A 22,065-nucleotide genomic window follows, 5' to 3' on the forward strand; every position below is an offset into this window, starting at 1 on the left:
GCAAAAATCACAATTAAACGTGTATTTCATCTATAAAATGATGTACTTTATCTTGTTTATCCATTTTTTTTAATATATTGCAAGAGACAAACAACAAAAAACAATTGTTTCACAACCAAAAAGCGGTTGTTATACAACAAGAGTTATAATTAATTCATTAACCTAGGTATCTTTGTTATAGAACCGATATAAAAACCCCAAATCTTATGTCATACAAACTTAAAAGCTTAGTTTATTTTTCTTGTTTAGTTGTAGCAATTTTTGCCTATGTACAAGTTGACAACGAAAACGTTTTAGAAGAAAATAACAACACGGTAGAGCTTCAAAATATTGAAGAGAACACAAACAGTAACGACTTAATTGTACAGTTAACTGAAGAAGAGTAAACGTATTATTTTTAATACAAAAAAAGTCTGAAACCATATGGTTTCAGACTTTTTTTTTACACCTAACCCAATGTTAAAATGCTGCCAAAAACAAATTTTAGATTAAACTATTTTAAAAATTGAAAGTCAAAATACTAAACATTAAAAAATAGTAATATGAAAAAAATAACATTTGTAATGGTTTTAATGCTAGGCATTTTAACTATATCGGCACAAGAAAGCAAGAAAAAAACTAAAGATGCAAAACACAAAATGCATAAGAGAAAAGACGGTAAAAGAGCTATGCATAAAATGGCAAAATTTACTCCTGAACAAAGAGCTATTTTGCAAACTAAAAAAATGACACTTGCCCTAGATTTATCAGAAGAACAACAATCAAAAATTGAAAAGCTAAATTTAAAAAATGCTGAATTATTTCATCAAAAAGCAGAAAAAAGAAAAGCAAGAAAAGAAGCTGACAAAAAATTAACTTCTAATGAAAAATTTGCAATGACTAACGAAAAGTTAGACCTGCAAATAGCTCAAAAAAAGGCATTGAAGAAAATTTTATCTAAAGACCAATATGCACAGTGGAATAAAGTGTATAAAAAAAGACATCATTCTCCTGAAAAAAGAAAAGTAAACAGAAGACAAATGATGCTAAAGCGAAATAAGACCATTAGGTCTTAATAAAAAAAAGGAGCCAATATTGGCTCCTTTTTTTATTATATAATTATTTTATTACAACTCTAAGTCTTCAAGAGCAGCAATAGTATCATCTAGATCTTTATACGATAATGCATCATTTAAAAAATAACTTTCAAAAGCACTTGGGGGCAAATAAACACCTCTATCTAGCATTCCGTGAAAATACTTTTTAAACGTATCATTATTTCCTTTTGCCGAAGAAGCAAAATCTACAACAGGTTCATCTGTAAAATGTACAGAAATCATACTTCCAAACCTATTTATTTGGTATGCTATTCCTTTTTTATCCAAAGCTTTTTTTAATCCTTTGTGTAAATATTCTGTTTTGTCTGCTAAACTTCTAAAAATATCAGGATTATTATTTAACTCTGTTAACATAGCCAAACCAGCACTCATTGCTAAAGGATTACCACTTAAAGTACCTGCTTGGTATACAGGTCCATTAGGCGCTAAATAATCCATAATTTCATTACGAGCCGCAAATGCACCAACAGGTAAACCACCACCTATAACTTTACCAAAAGTTACAATATCTGCATCTATACCCAGTACTTCTTGAGCTCCGCCTCTACCCAGTCTAAAGCCCGTCATTACTTCATCAAAAATTAATAAAATACCTTCTTTTGTACAAAGTTCTCTTAAACCAGTAATAAATTCTTTAGACGGAATTATACAGCCCATATTACCTGCCACTGGCTCTATTATTATTGCTGCTATTTCTCCTTTATTAGCTGCTACTAAAGAGGCAACATTTGCCAAATCATTATACGTTGCCAATAGAGTATCTTTAGCTGTACCAGCTGTTACTCCAGGGCTATTAGGACTGCCAAAAGTTACAGCTCCACTACCCGCTTGTATTAAAAACGAATCTGAATGTCCGTGATAACAACCTGCAAACTTTATAATTTTATCCTTACCAGTAAAACCTCTTGCCAAGCGTACGGCACTCATACAAGCTTCTGTACCACTATTTACAAATCTAATTTTATCAATATTAGGAACCATAGAAACTGCTAGTTTTGCTAACTCTGTTTCTATCTCTGTTGGCATACCAAAAGAGGTCCCTTTTTTTGCTTTTTCTATTACTGCATTTATTACAGGATCATAAGCGTGACCTAAAATTAATGGTCCCCAAGATGCTATATAATCTATAATTTTATTTCCGTCTTCATCATACAAATATGCTCCTTTTGCTTCCTTTACAAAAATTGGTTCACCACCAACTGCATTAAAAGCTCTTACAGGAGAATTTACACCACCTGGAATGTATTTTTTAGCTTCGTTAAAAAGTTCACTGCTTCTTTTATAAATCATTTTTAAGATTTAATTTTTAGTATATTTTACAATAAGTTCTTGACCTACGCTTAGGTTTGTATTTTTTAAATTATTTAGTTTCATTAACTCTGGCACTCCCATAAAATACATTCTAGATATTGCATACAGTGTTTCACCTGCCTCTACCTTATGCTTTTTTACAACATATTCTTTTGGAGCTGTACGCACTGCTTTATGCTTACCATCATATTTATGAAGGTCATATTTTTCAATTAAGTAAATTAACTTTTGCGGGTATTTAGGATCTGTTGCGTAACCAGCTTTTCTTAATCCCTTAGCCCATCCTTTGTAATCATTAGCGCGTAAATCAAACAAAGAAGAATACCTACCTCTTGTTGTTAAAAACAAGCTATGATCTCTAAAAGAATACATTGGGTGGTTGTATTTTCTAAAACACTCCCCTTTTTCATCATCATCATGATAATCAAAATCTCCTTCCCAACCAGTATGACATTTTATACCAAAATGGTTGTTGGTTTTACGTGCCAACTCTCCTTTTCCAGATCCACTTTCTAAAATACCTTGTGCAATAGTTATACTTGCGGGTATTCCATAAGTTTTCATTTCATCTTGAGCTATTGCAGCAAATGTATTTATATAATCGTCTGTATTTTCTATAGCAAAACTTACAAATTTACCTTCATCTTTTGGCAAACCATAAAGAGCGTTACCATTGTTAGAATTACTTTTAGGCGTAACTGTAGATACTTTTTTATGAGACCTTTTGGTAACACTTCTTTTAGCTTTACAACTTGCAAAAAAAACAAGCAACACTATTATTCCTGCTTTATAAATTAACCTTAAACTATTTTTTTGTGTCTTATTATTCATTTATAAGAGGTAATTTTTTCTTTAGTAATAAACTATTCATTCCTTTTATTCCTTGTAATCCGCCAGTGTGTATTGCTACAATTTTAGTGCCAGGTGCAAAATAATTTTTACGTACTAGATCTAAAATACCATAAACCATTTTACCCGTATACACAGGATCTAAAGGTATACTGGTTTCATCTTTAAAAGAGTTTATAAAATTTATTAATTCTGATGTTACCTTTGCATAACCACCAAAATTATAGCTATTTATAAGCTCCCAATTTGTGTTATTAGCAAATTTACAAATATCTTCTTTTAAAAAATCACCTTTTAACGCCGGAAAACCCAAAACCAATTGATTCTTATTTGCAGAATTTATAATACCTGCTATTGTACCACCTGTACCAACAGCACTACACACCACATTAAAATCAGCATCTCTTTCTGTCAATATTTCTTCGCAACCTTTTACAGCAAAGTCATTAGCACCACCTTCTGGTAACACAAAACTATCAGGAAACTCTAACTGCAAATTGGTTAAAAATTCAGAATTATTTTTTTGTCTGTAAGCTTCTCTACTTATAAATTTAAACTCCATTCCGTTTTCTTTAGCAAAAGCCAAAGTTGGGTTATGTTGCCATTTACTTACCAATTCTTCTCCCCTAATTATACCAACGGTTTTTATACCGTTTTCTTTTCCTGCATAGGCTGTTGCTGCAATATGATTAGAAAATGCCCCACCAAACGTTAAAAGTGTTGTTGCTTTTATTTCTTTAGCGTGCAGTAAATTATACTTTAATTTTCTAAACTTATTACCGGAGATAAAAGGGTGTAGCGTATCTTCTCTCTTAATACAGAGTGATATCTTTTTTTCTGATAAAATAGGAAGTCGTACTTGCTGATTTAAAACTTTCACGTTTTATAATTTTCAGCGCCAAAGATATTTAATAAAACTGAAGGGTTTACGTTCATTTAAATAATTAGGGTTATCCTCATTATAATAAGCCTCTCTTTCAAAACTAAGATTCTGATAAGCCTTATAACTATCCCAATAAAACAAACAACGAATTAAAAACTCTAGCAAATACAATATATAAAAAGGCAAAACTAAAAGTTCTAATTGCTGCCTTAAGTGTATTTTTTCGTGATTAATTAAAGAGTCATCATCCCTTAGCGCATCACTCTTTAAAATTATAAAAGGCCATAAAGATAGGCCTACATAATTTTTTCTAAAGAAGAGTTTTGAAACTAAAATCATACGTACTTATTAATTAACATTGTCAAATTTAACAACTTAGTACAGAAACTATACCATTTTTAAGACTTAAAACGATTAATAACTGAAAACACCGACTACCAACTATTTTTAACTTTTAACAATTACGGTTTTACATACTTAACGCAAAAACTCGTAATTTTACCGATATGAAAAAAAATCTTCAACCTATAGAAGGTGACTATTATTTATCTGAAGAGGGTTACAGAGTATTTACAGAGCAATACCACAAAAGAAGAGGATACTGTTGCGAAAGCGGTTGCAGACACTGTCCTTATGGTTACAATGCTAAAACAAATACTCAAAAATAAATTAAAATAGCTTATTATTAGGCGTTTATAAAGTAACGGCACAGTTTTTGTGCTATTAATACAAACTAAAAACATCAAAAATATGAAAGCATTAAAGTTAGCATTAGTACCAGTACTTGCTCTGGTTCTTTTTAGCTCTTGTACGTCTGTACGCGTATTGTCTGACTACGATAAGGAAGCAAGTTTTAACACTTACAAAACATATGCTTTTTATAAAACAGGCATAGATAAGGCTCAAATATCTGACCTAGATAAAAAAAGAATTCTAAAAGCTATTGATGCTGAAATGAGCTCTAGAGGCTTTGTAAAATCTGCAACACCAGATATTCTAGTAAGTATTTTTACCAAAGAAAAAGAACGTGTAGATATTTACAACAACTACTGGGGCGGAGGCTTTGGCTGGGGCTGGAATCCTTATTATTTTGGTAACGGGTTTAACAGAAGTAATGTTTCTACAAGTACAGAAGGATCTTTATATATAGACTTAATTGACGCTAAAAATAAAGAGCTAGTTTGGCAAGGCCGTGGTATTGGAACCTTAAACAACACTAGTAACATAGAAAAAAAAGAACAACGTATTAAAGAGTTTGTTTCTCAGATACTAGAAGCTTATCCGCCAGAGTTAGCATCTAAATAAAAATTACAACCGCTATTTATAGCGGTTTTTTTTGCTTAAAACTCAAAACTTATTCTTCGTTATTAATGCTTATTTCAACTAAATAAAACTAAAATCATTTTCCAATTTTGTATCTTTATTGCCATTAAGTTAATACCTAACATAAAGTGCAATGTCTTACACAAGCAATTACATATTAGATAAACTACCAACGCATTTAAAACAGTATATAAAACCGCAAAATTATGAGGATTACACTCCCGTAAACCAAGCTGTTTGGCGTTATGTTATGCGTAAAAATGTAGATTATTTAAGTAAAGTTGCCCATAAATCTTATTTAGAAGGTTTAAAAAAGACAGGTATTTCTATAGAAAAAATTCCTAATATGTACGGTATGAACCGTATTTTACAAGAAATAGGGTGGGCTGCTGTTGCAGTAGATGGTTTTATACCTCCTTCTGCTTTTATGGAGTTCCAAGCTTACAATGTATTGGTTATTGCGTCTGATATTAGACAATTAGAAAACATAGAATATACACCTGCTCCAGATATTATTCATGAAGGTGCTGGCCACGCTCCCATTATTGCAAATCCTGAATACGCAGAGTATTTAAGACGATTTGGAGAAATAGGATGCAAAGCAATATCTAGCGGAAAAGATTATGAGCTGTATGAAGCTGTTAGACATTTATCTATTATAAAGGAAGCTGCTGGATCTGATGAAAAAGAAATAGAAAAAGCAGAGAAACACGTAGAAGATTTACAACAAAATATGGGCGAACCTAGTGAAATGGCGTTAATTCGTAATTTACACTGGTGGACCGTAGAGTACGGATTAATAGGCACTACTGAAAATCCTAAAATTTACGGTGCTGGTTTACTTTCTTCTATAGGAGAAAGTGCTTGGTGTATGACAGACCAAGTTAAAAAACTAGAATACTCTAGTGAAGCTGCTCATAAATCTTTTGACATAACACAACCTCAACCTCAGCTTTTTGTAACACCAGACTTTGCTTTTTTAAGTCAGGTTTTAGAAGAGTTTGCCAACACAATGGCATTACGTACTGGTGGTTTAGATGGCGTTAACAAACTTATAGACTCTAATGCTTTAGGAACTGTAGAGCTTAGTACAGGCTTGCAAATATCTGGTGTATTTACAAATGTAATTACTCATAAAGGAAAACCTAGCTACATACAAACTACTGGTAAAACAGCTTTGTCTTACAGAGAAAAAGAATTGGTTGGCCACAGTACAAAACACCACGCAGATGGCTTTGGCTCTCCTATTGGCAAACTAAAAGGCATTAATTTAGCCATTGAAGATATGAGTCCGCGCGACTTAAAAGCTTATAATATTTTTGAAGGACAAACCATTACCTTAGAATTTGTTGGCGGCATTAAAGTTAAAGGAAGTATTATAACTGGAACACGAAACCTAAAAGGGGAAATTGTTCTTATTACTTTTGAAAACTGTACTGTTACACAAGGAGAAACTATACTGTTTAAACCAGAATGGGGATTATACCATATGGCAGTGGGCGAAAACATTGTTTCTGCATTTAACGGACCAGCAGATTTGCATAGTTTTGATTTAATTACACATAGTATTACTGAAGAAACTATTAAGCCTAAACAAACAGAAGCAAAAACACTGCTTGAAAATTTATACAAACAAGTACGTGAGTTTAGAGAAGGCACTAATATTACAATCTCTAGAAACAAAGTTTTTCAGGAAGTAAAAAACAACTACCCAACAGATTGGTTGTTGCCTGTAGAATTGTATGAATTAGCCAAATCTAATAATGACGAGGATTTTGCTTCCGAAATTATACAGCACTTAGAAACTGTAAAACAAAACAATCCTAAGGTTGGACATTTAATAGATGACGGACTGGAACTGGTAGATAAAAGTTTGGTTGTATAAGTTATTGTAACTCTAACTCTTTAATGTAATTTAACTCTTCAATTTTATTAATTGGGTTGTCATTGTATTGTAATGTCCACCCCAAAGAATTTGTTAATACATAAAACTTAGACAGCTCACTTAAAAGTCTATTTTTAGCATTTGTTTTTAAGGTAGATTTTTCAACTTTTTTAAATAATGATGCTTTTACGTTTTTCTTTATTTTATTATAATCATTAGCATCAAACTGATTTAAAAAGTCAGCTGTAACATCATAATATTCGTAATCTGGACTTATTTTTATTTCTGGTTCTGGTATGCTTGTTATTTGCAACACCTTGTTTTCTTCATCAACATTAAAAACAATTTTACTTAAATCATAAGCTACAGTAACATCTGCATTTACTACAACCAATGCTTTTTTTTCTGCTGTAATTAACGGTCCAAAAAGCTGCTGAGAATCTTTGTAATTATACACCTCTGCAAAGTGACCTTCGGTTACCACAAGCTTAGATACATTTTGTATTTGCTGCTGTATTAACATTGAGTTTTCTTGTAAAATAGATTGTTCTTCTTTTTTATCTGAACAAGTTTTAAATACAAGTAAAGCCACTAAAACAATAATAATTCCTACAAGGATTCTCTTCATAATTAAAACGAAATAAAAGGATATTCTTTTTGAAGATACGTAATTTTTTCTTGAATATTTTTTAAAAATTTCTGATGCTCCTCTGATTGCGAATTAAAAGGTCTATGCTCTAATCCTCTTTGTACAGCGCCTACTTTTTCAGTAGTTTCCAAGGCCTTTTTAGTTAACCAGACACTAGAGAACTTCTCCCAAATATAATCTACAGCTAATTTGCTTGGGTGCACCATATCTTCTTTATAAAATCGATAATCACGCAACTCATCCATCATAATTTCATAACTAGGAAAATAAAAAGTAGTACCTCTATTTTTTTCTAATTCTATGGTGTTATGTACAGCGGTTAGCAAATGAGATTTACTACGCTGATTTTCTATAAAACCATCTTTTATATGCCTAACAGGAGAAACCGTAAAAATAAATTTAGCATTAGCATTTACACTTTTTACCAATGTAATAAGCTCTTGTAAACTATTATCTATCTCTGCCACGGTTAACAATTGCTTTTTAAAGGCTTTTTGTGGCACTTTATGACAATTTGCAACTACTTTACTTAACTCCAAATGTTTGTACACCCAAGCAGTTCCTAAGGTAATTACCACGTGTGTAGCGGTATCTAAAGTAGACTTAGTTTTTACTAATGCTGTATTTAAATTTTGTAGTAGTTCTTGTTTTAATGGCGTACTTAAACTAGAATGAGCGTTGAAACTATGCCAACGCTCATTCTGTTTAAATATATCTTCCTCTGTGTATTTTTCTTGTAAAACTGCATTTTTTACCAACTGTGTTATTGCTTGCGGATGAAACAAAATACCAAACGGATTGGTTGCAGTTTGCATTTTATAATACGCAAACTTATTGCCAATATGCTCTGCAAAGCAAGAACCCAATAACAATAGCTTACTAGAATAGTCTATTTGAAACGTACTTGGCTTAAGTGGTACTTTAGTTTGTAGTTTCATACACTATTTTAATTTATATAAGATACTGCCTTTTCTAAAGCTTCTGTAATTCCGCCAGGGTTTTTACCGCCTGCAGTTGCAAAAAATGGTTGGCCACCGCCACCTCCTTGAATGTATTTACCAAGTTCGCGTACAATGGTACCCGCGTTTAAATCTTTCTCGCCTGCTAATTCTTTAGATATATAACAAGATAAGGTAGCTTTACCATTGTTCTCTGCTCCAAAAAGCAAGAACATATTAGTAGCGTTTGCACCCATATTAAAACTTAGATCTTTAATCCCTGCAGGATCTAAATCTACTTTTTTAGCTAAAAATTGCACGCCATTTACATCTTGTAACTCGTTTAATAAATCGCCTTTTAAGTTCTTAGCTTTATCTTTTAATAATTGCTCTATTTCTTTTTTAAGCTTGCTGTTTTCTTCTTGCAAAGAAGTTACAGCTTTTACAGGATCTTTAGCATTATTTAATACCTCTTTAATACCTGTTAAAACTTCACTATTAGCTGCATAAAAATCTTTAACAGCATCAGAAGTAATAGCTTCTATTCTACGTATTCCTGAAGCAACTGCACCTTCTGACTTAATTTTAAAGTGCCAAATATCTCCTGTGTTTTGTACGTGTGTACCTCCGCAAAGTTCTACTGACTGCCCAAAACGTATAAGTCTAACCGTATCTCCGTATTTTTCTCCAAACAATGCCATTGCACCAGCATCTAAAGCCTCTTGCATTGGTATATTACGTTTTTCTTCTAAAGGTAAGTTACCTTCTATTCTTGCGTTTACAAAATCTTCTACCTCTTTTAACTGCTCTGCAGTAACTTTAGAAAAGTGAGAAAAATCAAAACGTAAGTATTTAGAGTGTACAGCAGAACCTTTTTGCTCCACGTGTGTACCCAGAACTTCTCTTAATGCTTGGTGCAATAAGTGTGTAGCTGTATGGTTACTTGCTGTTCTTTGACGCTGTTTAACATCTACAACAGCCTTAAAAGTATCTGTAGTATTTTTAGGTAAATTTTTAGCAAAGTGAATAATTTCGTTATTCTCTTTTTTAGTATCTACTATATACACAACATCTCCGTTTTGTGCTTCTAAATACCCTTTATCTCCTACTTGTCCGCCTCCCTCTGCGTAAAAAGGAGTTATATTAAATACCAACTGATACTGCTCACCATCTTTTTTAGACGTTACTTTTCTGTATTTTACCAAACGTACATTTGTTTCTAAAGCATCATACCCAACAAATTCTTGTTCTGCATCTTGCAATAAAACTTCCCAATCTTCTTTAGATACTTCAGACGCAGACCTAGAACGCTTTTTTTGTTCTTGCATTGCTGCTTCAAACCCTTTTTCATCTAAAGTATACCCGCGCTCGCTTAAAATAAGAGCAGTTAAATCTATAGGAAAACCATATGTATCATACAGTTCAAATGCTTTTCTACCATCTATATTTTTAGATGATGCGTTGTTAATAACACTATCTAACAATACCAAGCCTTGGTCTAATGTTTTTAAGAAAGAGTGCTCCTCCTCTTTAACAACATTCTCTATTAATTGCTTTTGCTCTTTAAGTTCTGGGAAAGCATCACCCATAGTATTAGTTAGCACATTTACCAACCTATACATAAAAGGCTCTTTAGTATTTAAAAAAGTAAAACCGTAACGTATTGCTCTTCTTAAAATTCTACGTATAACATAACCAGCACCTGTATTACTTGGCAACTGACCGTCTGCTATAGAAAAAGCAACAGCTCTAATATGATCTGCAATAACGCGTATTGCTATATTTATTTCTTCGTTTTTGTTATATTCTGCATTGGTAATAGTCTCTATTTCTCTAATGATAGGCGTAAAAACATCTGTATCATAATTAGACTGCACACCTTGCATTACCATACACAAACGCTCAAATCCCATACCTGTATCTACGTGCTTTGCAGGTAAGTTTTCTAATTCTCCGTTTGCTTTACGGTTGTATTGCATAAATACAAGGTTCCATATTTCTACAACCTCAGGATGATCCATATTTACCAAGTCTGCACCAGAAACTTTTGCTTTTTCTTCTGCAGATCTAATATCTACGTGTATTTCTGAACAAGGTCCGCAAGGTCCTTGATCTCCCATTTCCCAAAAGTTATCTTTTTTATTACCATAAAGAATTTGAGATTCTGGAATAATTTTTTTCCATAAATCTAACGCTTCCTGGTCCATATCTAAATTATCTCTGTCTTTGCTTCCTTCAAAAACAGTAACATAAAGACTTGTTTTATCAATTTTAAAAACTTCGGTTAGCAATTCCCAAGCCCAAGCAATAGCCTCTTCTTTAAAGTAATCTCCAAAGCTCCAGTTACCCAACATTTCAAACATTGTATGGTGGTAGGTATCTTTACCAACTTCCTCTAAATCGTTATGCTTACCACTAACACGCAAACATTTTTGAGTATCTACAACTCTAGTATTTTTGGCTTCAGTATTTCCAAGAAAAAACTCTTTAAACTGTACCATCCCAGCATTGGTAAACATTAAAGTAGGATCATCTTTAATGACCATTGGGGCAGAAGAAACAATTTTGTGTGTTTTATTCTGAAAAAATTCTAAAAACTGAGATCTTATTTCTTGAGATTTCATCTGTTGCTATGTTTGTAAATTTAATTGGCTGCTCTAGTTTGTTAAAAAACGTTATATTTAACGCAAATAACATTAAATTACAAAGCTTATACCACCCTAAAATGGTAAGCTTTTTATAAAATTAACTATTTCTGCAAAACAATTTTTATATTTGTTTGTTTTGATAAATTAAAAGTGCAAAAATAGGATAAATTCCCTTTATGTCTCAAGTTAAATATTATTATGATCCAGACACTCTATCTTACAGAAAGATAGAGCATAAAAAGTCTAAAAAATTTCGCAACGTAGCGCTAATGTTTATGGGTGCTGCAATATTGGGTTTTTTAGGGTTGTTACTTCTATTAAATACCAATTTAATTAATACTCCCAAAGAACTTTCTTTACAAAGAGAACTACATAATTATGAGTTTCAGTTTGAATTGCTTAACAAAAAAATGGAGCAAATGGAACAAGTATTGGTTAATATAGAAGACAGAGATAATAACATATATCGTTTATATTTTGAAGCTAACCCAATACCAGAAGAACAAAGACGTGCAGGTTTTGGTGGTGTAAACAGATACAAATCTCTAGAAGGCTTTAACAATTCTGAAATGATTATTGATGCCACTAAACGATTAGAAATTATACAAAAACAAATGGTAATACAGTCTAAATCTTTAGATGAAATTACCAAACTTGCCGAAGAAAAAGAAAAATTTTTAGAAGCAATACCTGCTATACAACCAGTTAGCAACGAAGACTTAACACGTATGGCATCTGGTTTTGGTTGGCGATCTGACCCATTTACCAAAGTACGTAAAATGCACTGGGGAATGGATTTTACATCTCCTAGAGGAACACCAATTTACGCATCTGGTAACGGTAAAGTTACTAGAGCAGATGCAAGCTCTACAGGTTATGGTAAACACGTACGCATAGACCACGGTTATGGCTACCTGTCACTTTATGCGCATATGAGCAAGTACAATGTTACTGCCGGGCAAAGAGTAAAAAGAGGAGATATTATTGGTTTTGTAGGTAGTACTGGTAGATCTGAAGCTCCACACTTGCACTACGAGGTTTGGAAAGATGGTGACAGAATTAATCCTATTAATTTCTACTACGGTAACCTTTCTGCTATAGAGTTTGAAAATTTACTGAAACACGCATCACAAGAAAATCAATCATTGGATTAATGCATATACAACTTCCAGAAAAAAGATATTATGGTATTGGCGAAGTAGCCAAGGCTTTTAACGTAAATACGTCTTTAATACGTTTTTGGGAAAAGGAGTTTGATGTTTTAAAACCAAAAAAAAATGCGAAGGGCAACCGTAAATTTACTCCGCAAGACATAAAAAATTTACAGTTAATTTACCACCTTGTAAAAGAAAGAGGCTTTACACTAGATGGTGCCAAAACTCATTTAAAAGAAGAAAAGAAAAAAACACTTTCTAATTTTGATATTATTACAAAACTAGAGAATGTTAAGTCAGAGCTTCTAAAAATAAAAGATCAATTATAACCATTAATTACATATAAACTAAACACTAAAAACATAACTATGAAAAAATTATTAATTGTACTTGCCTTTTTTGTTGTGCTGCTACTAGCTCTTGGCGGCTGGTATGTTAGCGCAAATAATACCTTAGTAGAAATGAAAGGACAAGCTGTTAAGCAATGGGCAAATGTAGAAAGCTCTTACCAAAGAAGAAATGACCTTATTGGTAACTTAGTAAAAACAGTACAAGGTGCAGCAGATTTTGAAAAAAGCACTTTAACTGGTGTTATAAATGCAAGAGCTAAAGCAACGTCTATAAACATAGACCCATCTAATATGACACCAGAACAAATAGCGCAATTTAGCAAAGTGCAAAGTGGGTTAACTGGCGCACTTAGCAAATTATTGGTATCTGTAGAACGTTATCCTGATCTTAAATCTAACAAAAACTTTTTAGAGTTACAGACACAAATAGAAGGCACAGAAAACAGAATAAACGTAGAGCGTAATAGATTTAATGATATTGCAGGAGACTATAATATTCATATAAAAAAGATACCTACAAACATTATTGCCTCTATAGCTAATTTTGAACCAATGGCTTTATTTAGTGCTGATGAAGGTTCAGAAAAAGCACCAGACGCAAGTTTTGACTTTAAATAATAGTCCTATGTCTAAGGTTGAAGAGTTTTTAACTGCTACTGAAGAACAAGAAATTGTAGCTGCCATTGTAGCTGCAGAGAAAAATACTTCTGGTGAAATTAGAGTGCATATTGAAGCAAAAAGCAATATTGAACACTACAAAAGAGCTCAAGAAGTTTTTCATTATTTAAAAATGGACAACACTAAGGCAGAAAATGGCGTATTACTTTACATTGCTGTACTTGATAAAAAGTTTGTTATTTATGGTGATAAAGGCATAAATAATGCTGTGCCTAAAGATTTTTGGAATACAACCAAAGATGCTATTCAAGCTGAATTTACCAAAGGAAATTTTAAACAAGGAATTATTAATGGTGTTTTAAAAGCCGGGAAAGAGTTAGAAACTCATTTTCCTTGGTTACATACTGATGCCAATGAACTTAGTAATGAAATATCTAAAGGTTAACTTATTACTCTTATTTTTTGTTGTAGCAAATTTAAGTTTTGCACAATATAAAATTCCTGAAAAACCCAAGTTAGAAACTAGTGTATATGACTATGCCAATCTTTTATCTCCTACTGATAAAAGTAGTTTAGAACGCAAACTTATAAGTTATTCTGACAGCACATCTACACAAATAGTTATTGCTGTTATACCAAGTACAGAAGGTGAAAACATTAACTTTTTGGGTGCACAATGGGGACAAAAATGGGAGCTTGGTCAAAAAGGAAAAGACAACGGTATTTTAATTCTATTAGCTAAGAATGATAGAAAAATTGCCATAAATACTGGTTACGGAGTTGAAGGAAGATTACCAGACATTACAGCCCACCAAATAATAAACAACGTAATTATACCTCAATTTAAAAGCGGAGATTATTACAGCGGCTTAAACTACGGTACAGATGCTATTTTTAGCGCGTTAAAAGGTGAATTTAAAGAAGACAGAAATCTTACTAAGCTTCGTTTAGAATCTTTTTTACCTTTTATTGTTTTCTTTATTATAATTTTAATATTGATAAACAAAAAGAGAAACAATGGCGATAATAACGGTGGCAACAGATCTACAGGAATAGATTTGTTAGACATTATAATATTAAGCAACCTTGGTCGCGGAGGTTCTTCTGGTGGTTTTGGCGGAGGCGGTAGCTTTGGCGGAGGCAGCACAGGAGGTTTTGGTGGCGGCTTTGGTGGTGGCGGCTTTGGTGGCGGTGGCGCTTCTGGTGGTTGGTAAACAACATTAAAAAAACAAAAAACTCCCTTAACTTTTAATGTAGTTAAGGGAGTTTTTTTTATGCTCTACTATTCTTTTAAAATATTTATCCGTAGTGACGGTAAGATCCTCTTCTGCCTCTTTGTTGTGGCATTTTACCACTTCCAAGGCTATTAAATTTCCAACTAAAGCTTAACATAAAATAACGCTGCAACACCGTGCTTTGACTATCTTGTATGTAGTTCCCCGTTGCTATACGCCTTGCATTTGTATTTTGGTTAAGCAAATCATATGCTTTTAAAGAAACTGTACCATTATTTTTTAAAATAGAATACGCTAAAGTTGTGTTCCAAAACCAAGCACTTTTTTGAAAACCTGGCCCTACATTTGGGTTGTATGTATAGTTAACATCATTACGCCACTCTAATTTTTTAGGAACAAAAGTAGCTGTTCTTACACCTAAAGTTTGATATTTAAAATCTTGATTATTGAATTGATCTAAATCAAAAGTATTTTTAGTAAATGATACAGAATACCTAGGTATAATTTCCATAACATCTTTCCAATTAAACGTAAGCTCTAAAGATGGATTTAAAGAAGTATTTGTTGCGCTATATTTAATATTATTATTAAAATTGATAGACTTATTAACGTTACCAAAAAATCCTACTCCAAATTTTAATGTTCTTAAAGTATCTAACCTTTTAGTTTTGCTTACAAAAATATTACCTCTTGCGCTGTAACCGCCATTTACGTTAGCGTACGTTGTACTTCTAACAAAGTCATCATTAATAGTAGTTTTAGCAACTATTTGGTTTTTATCAATATTAAAACCTGCATAAGACCAAATAGTTAATCCTTTCTGAAAATTATGTTTGCCATAACCTAAATTTAGCCTATGAGTAGTGGTTGGCTCTAAACCAGGGTTACCAACTACGGTATTTAATGGGTCGTTAACATTTTCAAAAGGTTGTAACTGGTTTAAACTTGGTGTATTATTGTCTAAAGAATAACGCGCAAAAATTCTAGCCTTAGGACTAAACCTATAAGTAAACCTAGAAGACAACTCTAAGGCCTCAAAATTACGTTTTAAGTTAAGCTCTGGCCTTAACGCATCTTTATTCTCTAGCGTTCTATAAATATAACTACCTCTAAAATTTAGACTTAATTTATCTTTTTTGTAATTTAAACGAAGTCCTGGAGTGCTTCTATCGTTTTTATATTCAAAATCTGTACTTAAAGCTTTATTAAAATTAGTAAATTCTTGTGATGTGTTATCTAAGTCAAAAGTACTTTTTACATCTTCATCTTTATCTGACCTATAATCATATTTAAGATCTAAAGAAAGTGCATCTTTAACTAATGGAATTCTATATGTAAGTCCTGTATTTAAAGTTGTAGTTTTTTGCTCTCCATCTGTAAACTGATCTCTACTAATAGACTCTGCATTATCACCGTATATTTCTGTTTGTGAATTAAGAAAGTTTTCTGTGTTAGATTCTCTAATTCCATTAGTAATACTTACACGTAAAAAAGAACCTTTAGACCCTATTTTTTTAGTAATATCTATATCGTTTCTAAAATTACTAGATGTACCTTCAGAAAAAGAATTAGACGCAGATTCATTGGTAACAAAATTTTCCTCATTTCTAGACTCCTCCATACTTGTGTATGAACTTATATTTTTTCCATAAGTAAAAGTTGGTTCAAAATCTATACGCAATGTAGAATCTAGCTCTATTTCTAATTCTAAGTTTGCTTCGTGCTCAAAATTATCTGCAAGAGAATTGGATCTTGAGTTTGTAAAATACCTTGAGTCTGGTAAAATATTTTCTCGCTGACTTGCATTATCATTCTCTGTATTACTTTCTTTATAAAAGTAATCTGCAGAAATATCTACTTTATCATTTAGCTTATCTGTATAATTTAATCCGGCATTTTTAGAAGTTGTTATTCCACTGCCAGCACCTCCGCCACCAACAACGCTAAACATATTACTTAAATCTCCAAAACTAAAGCCAGCAGAATTAATATTATTACCACCAAAGAGTAAGCTTAATCTTTGGTCGTTATCAAAAAGGTTTACCATTGCAGCTGCTTCATACCGTTCATCTGTACCACCACCGGCAGAGGCTTTACCAAAAACACCTTTGTTTTTTTCTTCTTTTATAGTAAGGTTAATTGTTTTAGCTTCAGACTCAGACTCCTCACCTGTAAAAGCTTGTGATTTTGTTTTAGTGTCTGTAATTTGTACTTTTTCTATAAGATCTTTAGTTAAATTACGCGTAGTAATTGTAGGATCGTCACCAAAAAAAGGTTTCCCGTTTACGTAAATATTACTAACATCATTACCGTTTATAGTAATTTTTCCATTTTCATCTACCTCTACACCTGGTAACTTTTTTAGCAAATCTTCTACATTTGCATCTTTTTTAGTCTTAAAAGAATTAACATTAAACTCTAATGTGTCTTTTTTTACAGTTACTGGCGCTGTAGCCTTAACCACAACCTCATCTAGTAAATTTTCATCTACTTGTAAATTAACCTGACCTAAATTAATTTTGTCTTTTGATATTTGTATTTTTTTAGTGTAAGTTTTATAGCCTATGTATGAGATAAACATATTTAAACTTGCATCATAGGTTTTACCCTCTAAGGTAAAAGCTCCGTCCTGATCTGTAATTGTATATGTTACTAAAGAACTGTCTTTTACTCTTTGCAAATAAACAGTTGCAGACTCTAATGGTTGGTTGTCGTCTGCTGTAATAATAATCCCAGAAACATTAAAGGGTTTCTGTTTAGATTGAGAAAAGCTAGCTAATGTGGTTAGCATTAGTACTAGCGATAAAAATAATTTCATTTTGGGTTTTGCTTAGTTCGTTCCAAGCAAATGTAATTTTATCCTAAACGATACCTCTTAAAGAAACCTTAAAAAACCTACAGTTTATCTTAAAATATATTAAATTTTGAAAGAATTTTACTTACGTTAACTTTTTTTTGTGCTTTACGCCTACCATTTTTAAAAAACTGATATATAATTTCTTCCACAAGCATAGCTGCATTTTTTATGCTATAATCTACTCCTTTTTTAGGATCGTAAATTTCTAATGCTTCATTTAAACCAATTTTACTTAACTGTTCCTCATCTGCGTCTAATTTACCACAAATGGCAATTACAGGAATATTATAATGCCTAGCTAAATCTACAACACCTTTTACTAGCTTTCCATTATTAGTTTGACTGTCTATTTTACCTTCACCAGTAATTATACAATCAATTTTTTTAGTCTTTAGCATTTTTGGAACCTCTGTTAGTTCTAGTAAAAATTTTACACCGCTAATAAATTCGGCATTAAAAAAAGTTTTTAAACCAAAAGCTGTTCCTCCAGCAGCACCAGCTCCTGGCAAAAATGAATGATCTAACAACATAGAGTGTTTTATAACAGAACTAAAGTACTCTAATCCTTTATCTAAAATCTCTATATCTTTTGCAGTTGCTCCTTTTTGCTTTGCATAAACTTTTGCAGCTCCATTTTCACCAAACAAAGGGTTATCTACATCATTAACTGCATAAAATTTTATCCTATTTAAAATAGTAACCGTAGCATTGCGCTCTATTTTAAAAACTTTAGACAAATTTTCTCCAATTGGGTTTAATGCCATACCGTCTTCATTAAAAAAAGAATACCCTAAAGCCGCAGCCAATCCCATACCAGCATCATTAGTTGCGCTACCGCCAAGACCTAAATAAATACTTGTTGCGCCTTTTTTAATGGCATCTTTAATTAAAAGACCTGTACCAAATGTAGATGTTTTTTTAGCACTACGTTCTTTGGCTTTTAACAACTCTAAACCAGATGCTTTAGCAAGCTCTACGTAAGCCGTTTTAGTATCTTTATTAAGTAAGTAATATGTTCTTAGCTTATCTCCTATTGGATTTATAGTATCTACATATACTTTTTGCACCATAATTTTACAAGCAACAGCGTCTAAAAAACCGTCACCACCATCTGATGCTAAAATTGACTTTACAGAAGGTGATTTGTCCGCTCTTTGTAAACCACTAGTAATTGATTGTATTACTTCATTAGCAGTTAATGAGCCCTTAAACTTATCTGGAATAACTAAATAATTCATGCTAACTATATATTTGGGGAATTAGAAAACTTAGAATAAGTATAACAACAAAAAAGCCTAATAATATATAAACTTCTTTTATTAAAAAATCTGATTTTTTAGGAAATACATTTATCAATAAATTACTAGTGTCTTTTTGCCAACCTGTTAAATAACTTACTAAATAACTAATAGCCAAAGTTAATAGCACACCTGTAAAGTTTAACCATATCCAAAAAATATGTATTCCTAAATCTATGCCTACAATATTTTGCATTGTTTTAGAAAAAATAAGATTAACCAAAACACCTATTAAAATACCTGCATTTATACCTTTATAGTTTACCTTTTTTGAAAACATAGCTAGTAAAAAGGTTACTAAAACTGGCCCATAAAAAACAGAACCAATTGCATTTATAATTTCTATTACTGCACTTTTACTGCCACCAAACAAAAACGAGCTAGCCATACACACAAGACCCCAAAAAACCACTGAGATTTTAGAGACCATCATGTATTTTTTTGTTGATATTTTTTTACCTCCTCTATTAAAAAAATCTTCAACCGTAACTGCAGATAGTGAATTTACTGTTGAGCTTAAAGTAGACATTGCTGCAGAAAGTATTCCTACCATTAACAGACCAATTAACCCGTGGGGTAAATATTTGGTAATAAAAATAGGTATCATTAAATCTGCTTTAGCGCCAGTAGCGGCATATTCTGCAGGAAAATACTTTTCTGTCATTACAGCAATATCATTTAAAAAATCGGGGGCTTTTATAACCAAAGTACCTACAACCAAACCTATAGTACAATACAGTAATACAACAGGAAAACGCAACAGTCCGTTTGCTAATAACAACTTGCGTATGGTACTTTCATTTTTTGCAGACAGCAATCTTTGTGCTTGTGTTTGGTCACAACCATAATAAGAAACATATAAAAAGAAACCACCAATTAACATTGGCCATAAACCATATTCTTGGCCTTCTCCTATTCCCCAATTAAAGTCTATTACCTGTAATCTTTCTGGAGCAAAACCTTGTCCTATACCTCCATGACTATCTAGTAAAGACCAACCATAAAACAAACATATTATTAAGCCTACAAAAAGTATTATCATTTGTATTGCATCTCCCCAAACAACGGCTTTCATACCTCCTTGCCAAGAATAAATTATAGTTATAACACTTATAATTAATACTGTATACACATAATCTATATCTAAAACAGCTTGCAATATTATAGAAATAGTGTATACCATTACTCCCGTTGCTAAAGCTCTGCTTATTAAAAAAACCACGCTTAAAAGCATACGTGTAGATGAATGAAAACGTCTTTCTACAAACTCATAAATACTAACAACTCCAGATCTAAACAAAGGAGGAACTATAATGACCATTATAAATATCATTGCTAATGGAACGGCAAACTCAAACGTTAGCCATTTCATCCCTCCTCCTAATTTTAACCCAACAAATGCTGGTGCAGAAATAAAACTAATAGCAGACAATTGTGTTGCCATGGTAGATAGGCTTAAAGGAAACCACCCAAGACTTTTACCTCCTAAAAAGTAGTCTTTAGAGTCTTTATTTTCCTTAAAAAAATAGCCCATTGCCAAGAACCCAAAAAGGTAAAGCCCAACAATTGCATAGTCTATATAGTTCATACTCTGGTTTAATTAATTATTTAAAAAATCTATAAGCAATGCTGCACTCCATGAAAAATTATCTCCGCCATAACCAGCATCCTCTGTTCCTTTTTTACAGTTAAAATACTCGTAAAAGCCAAATTTTTCAATAAGCTCTATAGAATCTTCTTTTATGCGATCTGCAATATTATTGTACTCGTAATTTTTTAATCCGTAGAACAAAATCCAGTTCATATTAATCCAAACAGGACCTCTCCAGTATTTTTTAGGGTCAAAACGATCACTTTCTGGATCAAAAGAAGCACATAAGTACTTATCTTCTCCTCCAAATTTTGTCATCATTGTATTTACCAAAATATCTGCTCTCTCTTTACTTGGTATGTTTGCAAACAAAGGAGAAAAAGATGATGATGTTACAAAACTTATTGGTTTATCCTTTCTTAAATCATAGTGTACATAAGCACCTAAATCTTTATCCCACAACTTTTTGTTAAAGCCTTTTATACTTTTTCCTTGCCATTTTACAAGTTGTGCTATTTTAGCATCATTATCACCAATAAGTGTATACAAGTTAATTAATGCTTGATTAGACTTTATTAACATAGCATTAAATAATGGGTCTATTACTAAAAAAGGAGATAACTCTGCTATTTTAGCATCGTTATAATTATGCTCTTTAGCTATTTCTATGATATATAAATAATGATCATACTCTCTTTTACTTGGTCTTTGTGATGCATCTACGTGTGTAGTGTCTCTACGTTCAAAAGTATAATCTGGAGGGTTCATTGTTTTCCAAATATCATCCCAAATAGGAGAGTTATCTGTTCCAGATTCCCAATTGTGGTAAATAAAGACCAACCCTTCATCATTTACATCTCTGTTTTGATAAAAATACTTATGGTTATCATAAACCTTGTCTATTTGACTTTTTATATAGCCAAACATATCTTCTTTGTCTTTTGCTATTCTATACATTTCTTCTAGCACAAAACCAGTAACAGGAGGTTGTGTCATTCCTGTTGACTTGTACTTTTTAGATGACACAGGACTTAAATCTGATCTGTGCACATCTGCTCCTGGAAAGTAGGTATCACTCTCGTTATGAAAAACAATGTGTGGTATAAAACCATTATCCCATTGCGCATCTAACAAAGTAGAAATTTCTTGCTTTGCTTTAGACACATCATAATAAGCCTGACCAATGGCTATAAAACCGCTATCCCATTTCCATTGAAAAGGATACAATCCTTTACACGGAATTGTAAACCCTCCTGGTTGAAAATTCTCCTCTAATACATTAATGGCTTGTGATATTAACCTCTCTTTCATAAAAAAATGTTGAATTAAACACACTGGCGGCACTGACTGCCGCCAATGTGTTTTTAATAATTATAAAC

Annotated in this window: 21 protein-coding genes; 10 read left to right on the forward strand and 11 right to left on the reverse strand. The window is 32.2% G+C overall.

Annotated elements, in window-relative coordinates; translation table 11 throughout:
• The first annotated feature begins 206 nt into the window (after nucleotides 1–206).
• Together Q4487_RS11450 and Q4487_RS11455 are read left to right on the forward strand one after the other, a co-directional pair.
• The gene (locus tag Q4487_RS11450; RefSeq protein ID WP_100894992.1) at nucleotides 207–386 is read left to right on the forward strand and encodes a hypothetical protein; all 180 of its coding nucleotides are present in this window, start codon (nucleotides 207–209) and stop codon (nucleotides 384–386) included.
• A gap of 156 nt (nucleotides 387–542) precedes the next feature.
• Entirely contained in the window at nucleotides 543–1,055 is a 513-nt protein-coding gene (locus Q4487_RS11455; RefSeq protein WP_303543256.1) for a hypothetical protein, read from the forward strand.
• A 51-nt stretch (nucleotides 1,056–1,106) separates the two neighbouring features.
• Here Q4487_RS11455 and hemL read toward each other — a convergent pair whose 3' ends face one another.
• From hemL to Q4487_RS11475, 4 genes are read right to left on the reverse strand one after another with little or no spacing between them, the layout of a single operon-like run.
• A complete protein-coding gene (gene hemL / locus Q4487_RS11460) occupies nucleotides 1,107–2,387 on the reverse strand; it encodes a glutamate-1-semialdehyde 2,1-aminomutase (protein ID WP_303543253.1) in 1,281 nt (426 codons plus the stop codon).
• Nucleotides 2,388–2,396: 9 nt separating this feature from the next.
• A complete protein-coding gene (locus Q4487_RS11465; protein ID WP_303543251.1) occupies nucleotides 2,397–3,239 on the reverse strand; it encodes a glucosaminidase domain-containing protein in 843 nt (280 codons plus the stop codon).
• Nucleotides 3,232–4,137, reverse strand: coding sequence for a 1-aminocyclopropane-1-carboxylate deaminase/D-cysteine desulfhydrase (locus Q4487_RS11470; RefSeq protein WP_303543249.1), 906 nt, complete (start codon nucleotides 4,135–4,137; stop codon nucleotides 3,232–3,234). Before Q4487_RS11470 ends, Q4487_RS11465 begins: the two co-directional genes overlap by 8 nt.
• Before the next feature lie 12 nt (nucleotides 4,138–4,149).
• Nucleotides 4,150–4,479, reverse strand: coding sequence for a hypothetical protein (locus tag Q4487_RS11475; protein WP_100894987.1), 330 nt, complete (start codon nucleotides 4,477–4,479; stop codon nucleotides 4,150–4,152).
• Between the two features lie 167 nt (nucleotides 4,480–4,646).
• Between Q4487_RS11475 and Q4487_RS11480 the strand changes: the two genes are divergently transcribed.
• From Q4487_RS11480 to Q4487_RS11490, 3 genes are all read left to right on the forward strand, one after another.
• The gene (locus tag Q4487_RS11480) at nucleotides 4,647–4,808 is read left to right on the forward strand and encodes a DUF5522 domain-containing protein (RefSeq protein ID WP_198519413.1); all 162 of its coding nucleotides are present in this window, start codon (nucleotides 4,647–4,649) and stop codon (nucleotides 4,806–4,808) included.
• An 82-nt stretch (nucleotides 4,809–4,890) separates the two neighbouring features.
• Nucleotides 4,891–5,445 carry a DUF4136 domain-containing protein gene (locus Q4487_RS11485; protein ID WP_303543245.1) on the forward strand — a complete coding sequence of 185 codons (555 nt, stop codon included), beginning with the start codon at nucleotides 4,891–4,893 and terminating at the stop codon, nucleotides 5,443–5,445.
• Between the two features lie 151 nt (nucleotides 5,446–5,596).
• Nucleotides 5,597–7,348: an aromatic amino acid hydroxylase gene (locus Q4487_RS11490; protein WP_303543243.1), complete on the forward strand. Its 1,752-nt coding sequence runs from the start codon at nucleotides 5,597–5,599 to the stop codon at nucleotides 7,346–7,348.
• A gap of 1 nt (nucleotide 7,349) precedes the next feature.
• On the opposite strand, the gene Q4487_RS11495 is transcribed toward Q4487_RS11490, so the two are convergent.
• Genes Q4487_RS11495 through alaS form a run of 3 tightly spaced genes read right to left on the reverse strand, consistent with a single transcriptional unit; the run spans nucleotide 7,350 to nucleotide 11,559 of the window.
• On the reverse strand, nucleotides 7,350–7,976 hold the full coding sequence (locus Q4487_RS11495) for a DUF4230 domain-containing protein (RefSeq protein ID WP_303543241.1): 627 nt from the start codon (nucleotides 7,974–7,976) through the stop codon (nucleotides 7,350–7,352).
• A 2-nt stretch (nucleotides 7,977–7,978) separates the two neighbouring features.
• Nucleotides 7,979–8,935 carry a GSCFA domain-containing protein gene (locus Q4487_RS11500; RefSeq protein WP_303543239.1) on the reverse strand — a complete coding sequence of 319 codons (957 nt, stop codon included), beginning with the start codon at nucleotides 8,933–8,935 and terminating at the stop codon, nucleotides 7,979–7,981.
• 8 nt (nucleotides 8,936–8,943) lie between these two features.
• Nucleotides 8,944–11,559, reverse strand: a complete 2,616-nt coding sequence (gene alaS / locus Q4487_RS11505; RefSeq protein WP_303543237.1) for an alanine--tRNA ligase — start codon at nucleotides 11,557–11,559, stop codon at nucleotides 8,944–8,946.
• 200 nt (nucleotides 11,560–11,759) lie between these two features.
• On the opposite strand from alaS, the gene Q4487_RS11510 reads away from it, so the two are divergent.
• From Q4487_RS11510 to Q4487_RS11530, 5 genes are read left to right on the forward strand one after another with little or no spacing between them, the layout of a single operon-like run.
• Nucleotides 11,760–12,737: a M23 family metallopeptidase gene (locus Q4487_RS11510; RefSeq protein WP_303543235.1), complete on the forward strand. Its 978-nt coding sequence runs from the start codon at nucleotides 11,760–11,762 to the stop codon at nucleotides 12,735–12,737.
• On the forward strand, nucleotides 12,737–13,066 hold the full coding sequence (locus Q4487_RS11515) for a MerR family transcriptional regulator (RefSeq protein ID WP_100894980.1): 330 nt from the start codon (nucleotides 12,737–12,739) through the stop codon (nucleotides 13,064–13,066). Before Q4487_RS11510 ends, Q4487_RS11515 begins: the two co-directional genes overlap by 1 nt.
• A gap of 39 nt (nucleotides 13,067–13,105) precedes the next feature.
• Complete coding sequence (locus Q4487_RS11520; RefSeq protein WP_303543233.1) at nucleotides 13,106–13,705, forward strand: LemA family protein; 600 nt, start codon at nucleotides 13,106–13,108, stop codon at nucleotides 13,703–13,705.
• 7 nt (nucleotides 13,706–13,712) lie between these two features.
• Nucleotides 13,713–14,150, forward strand: coding sequence for a TPM domain-containing protein (locus tag Q4487_RS11525; protein ID WP_100896820.1), 438 nt, complete (start codon nucleotides 13,713–13,715; stop codon nucleotides 14,148–14,150).
• Nucleotides 14,131–14,919 (forward strand): YgcG family protein, encoded by a 789-nt coding sequence (locus tag Q4487_RS11530; RefSeq protein ID WP_303543229.1) that lies wholly within the window; start codon nucleotides 14,131–14,133, stop codon nucleotides 14,917–14,919. The genes Q4487_RS11525 and Q4487_RS11530 overlap by 20 nt, the downstream gene beginning before the upstream one ends.
• A gap of 85 nt (nucleotides 14,920–15,004) precedes the next feature.
• Here Q4487_RS11530 and Q4487_RS11535 read toward each other — a convergent pair whose 3' ends face one another.
• The 4 genes from Q4487_RS11535 to Q4487_RS11550 all read right to left on the reverse strand — a co-directional run bounded on the left by Q4487_RS11535 (nucleotide 15,005) and on the right by Q4487_RS11550 (nucleotide 21,997).
• Nucleotides 15,005–17,758, reverse strand: coding sequence for a TonB-dependent receptor (locus tag Q4487_RS11535; RefSeq protein ID WP_303543227.1), 2,754 nt, complete (start codon nucleotides 17,756–17,758; stop codon nucleotides 15,005–15,007).
• Between the two features lie 89 nt (nucleotides 17,759–17,847).
• Nucleotides 17,848–19,035: a glycerate kinase gene (locus tag Q4487_RS11540; protein ID WP_100894976.1), complete on the reverse strand. Its 1,188-nt coding sequence runs from the start codon at nucleotides 19,033–19,035 to the stop codon at nucleotides 17,848–17,850.
• 1 nt (nucleotide 19,036) lies between these two features.
• Entirely contained in the window at nucleotides 19,037–20,683 is a 1,647-nt protein-coding gene (locus Q4487_RS11545) for a sodium/solute symporter (protein WP_100894975.1), read from the reverse strand.
• A gap of 12 nt (nucleotides 20,684–20,695) precedes the next feature.
• Nucleotides 20,696–21,997, reverse strand: coding sequence for a trehalase family glycosidase (locus Q4487_RS11550; protein WP_303543224.1), 1,302 nt, complete (start codon nucleotides 21,995–21,997; stop codon nucleotides 20,696–20,698).
• Nucleotides 21,998–22,065: the final 68 nt, after the last annotated feature.

It is taken from the genome of Cellulophaga sp. 3_MG-2023, assembly GCF_030546975.1.
Lineage (GTDB): Bacteria > Bacteroidota > Bacteroidia > Flavobacteriales > Flavobacteriaceae > Cellulophaga.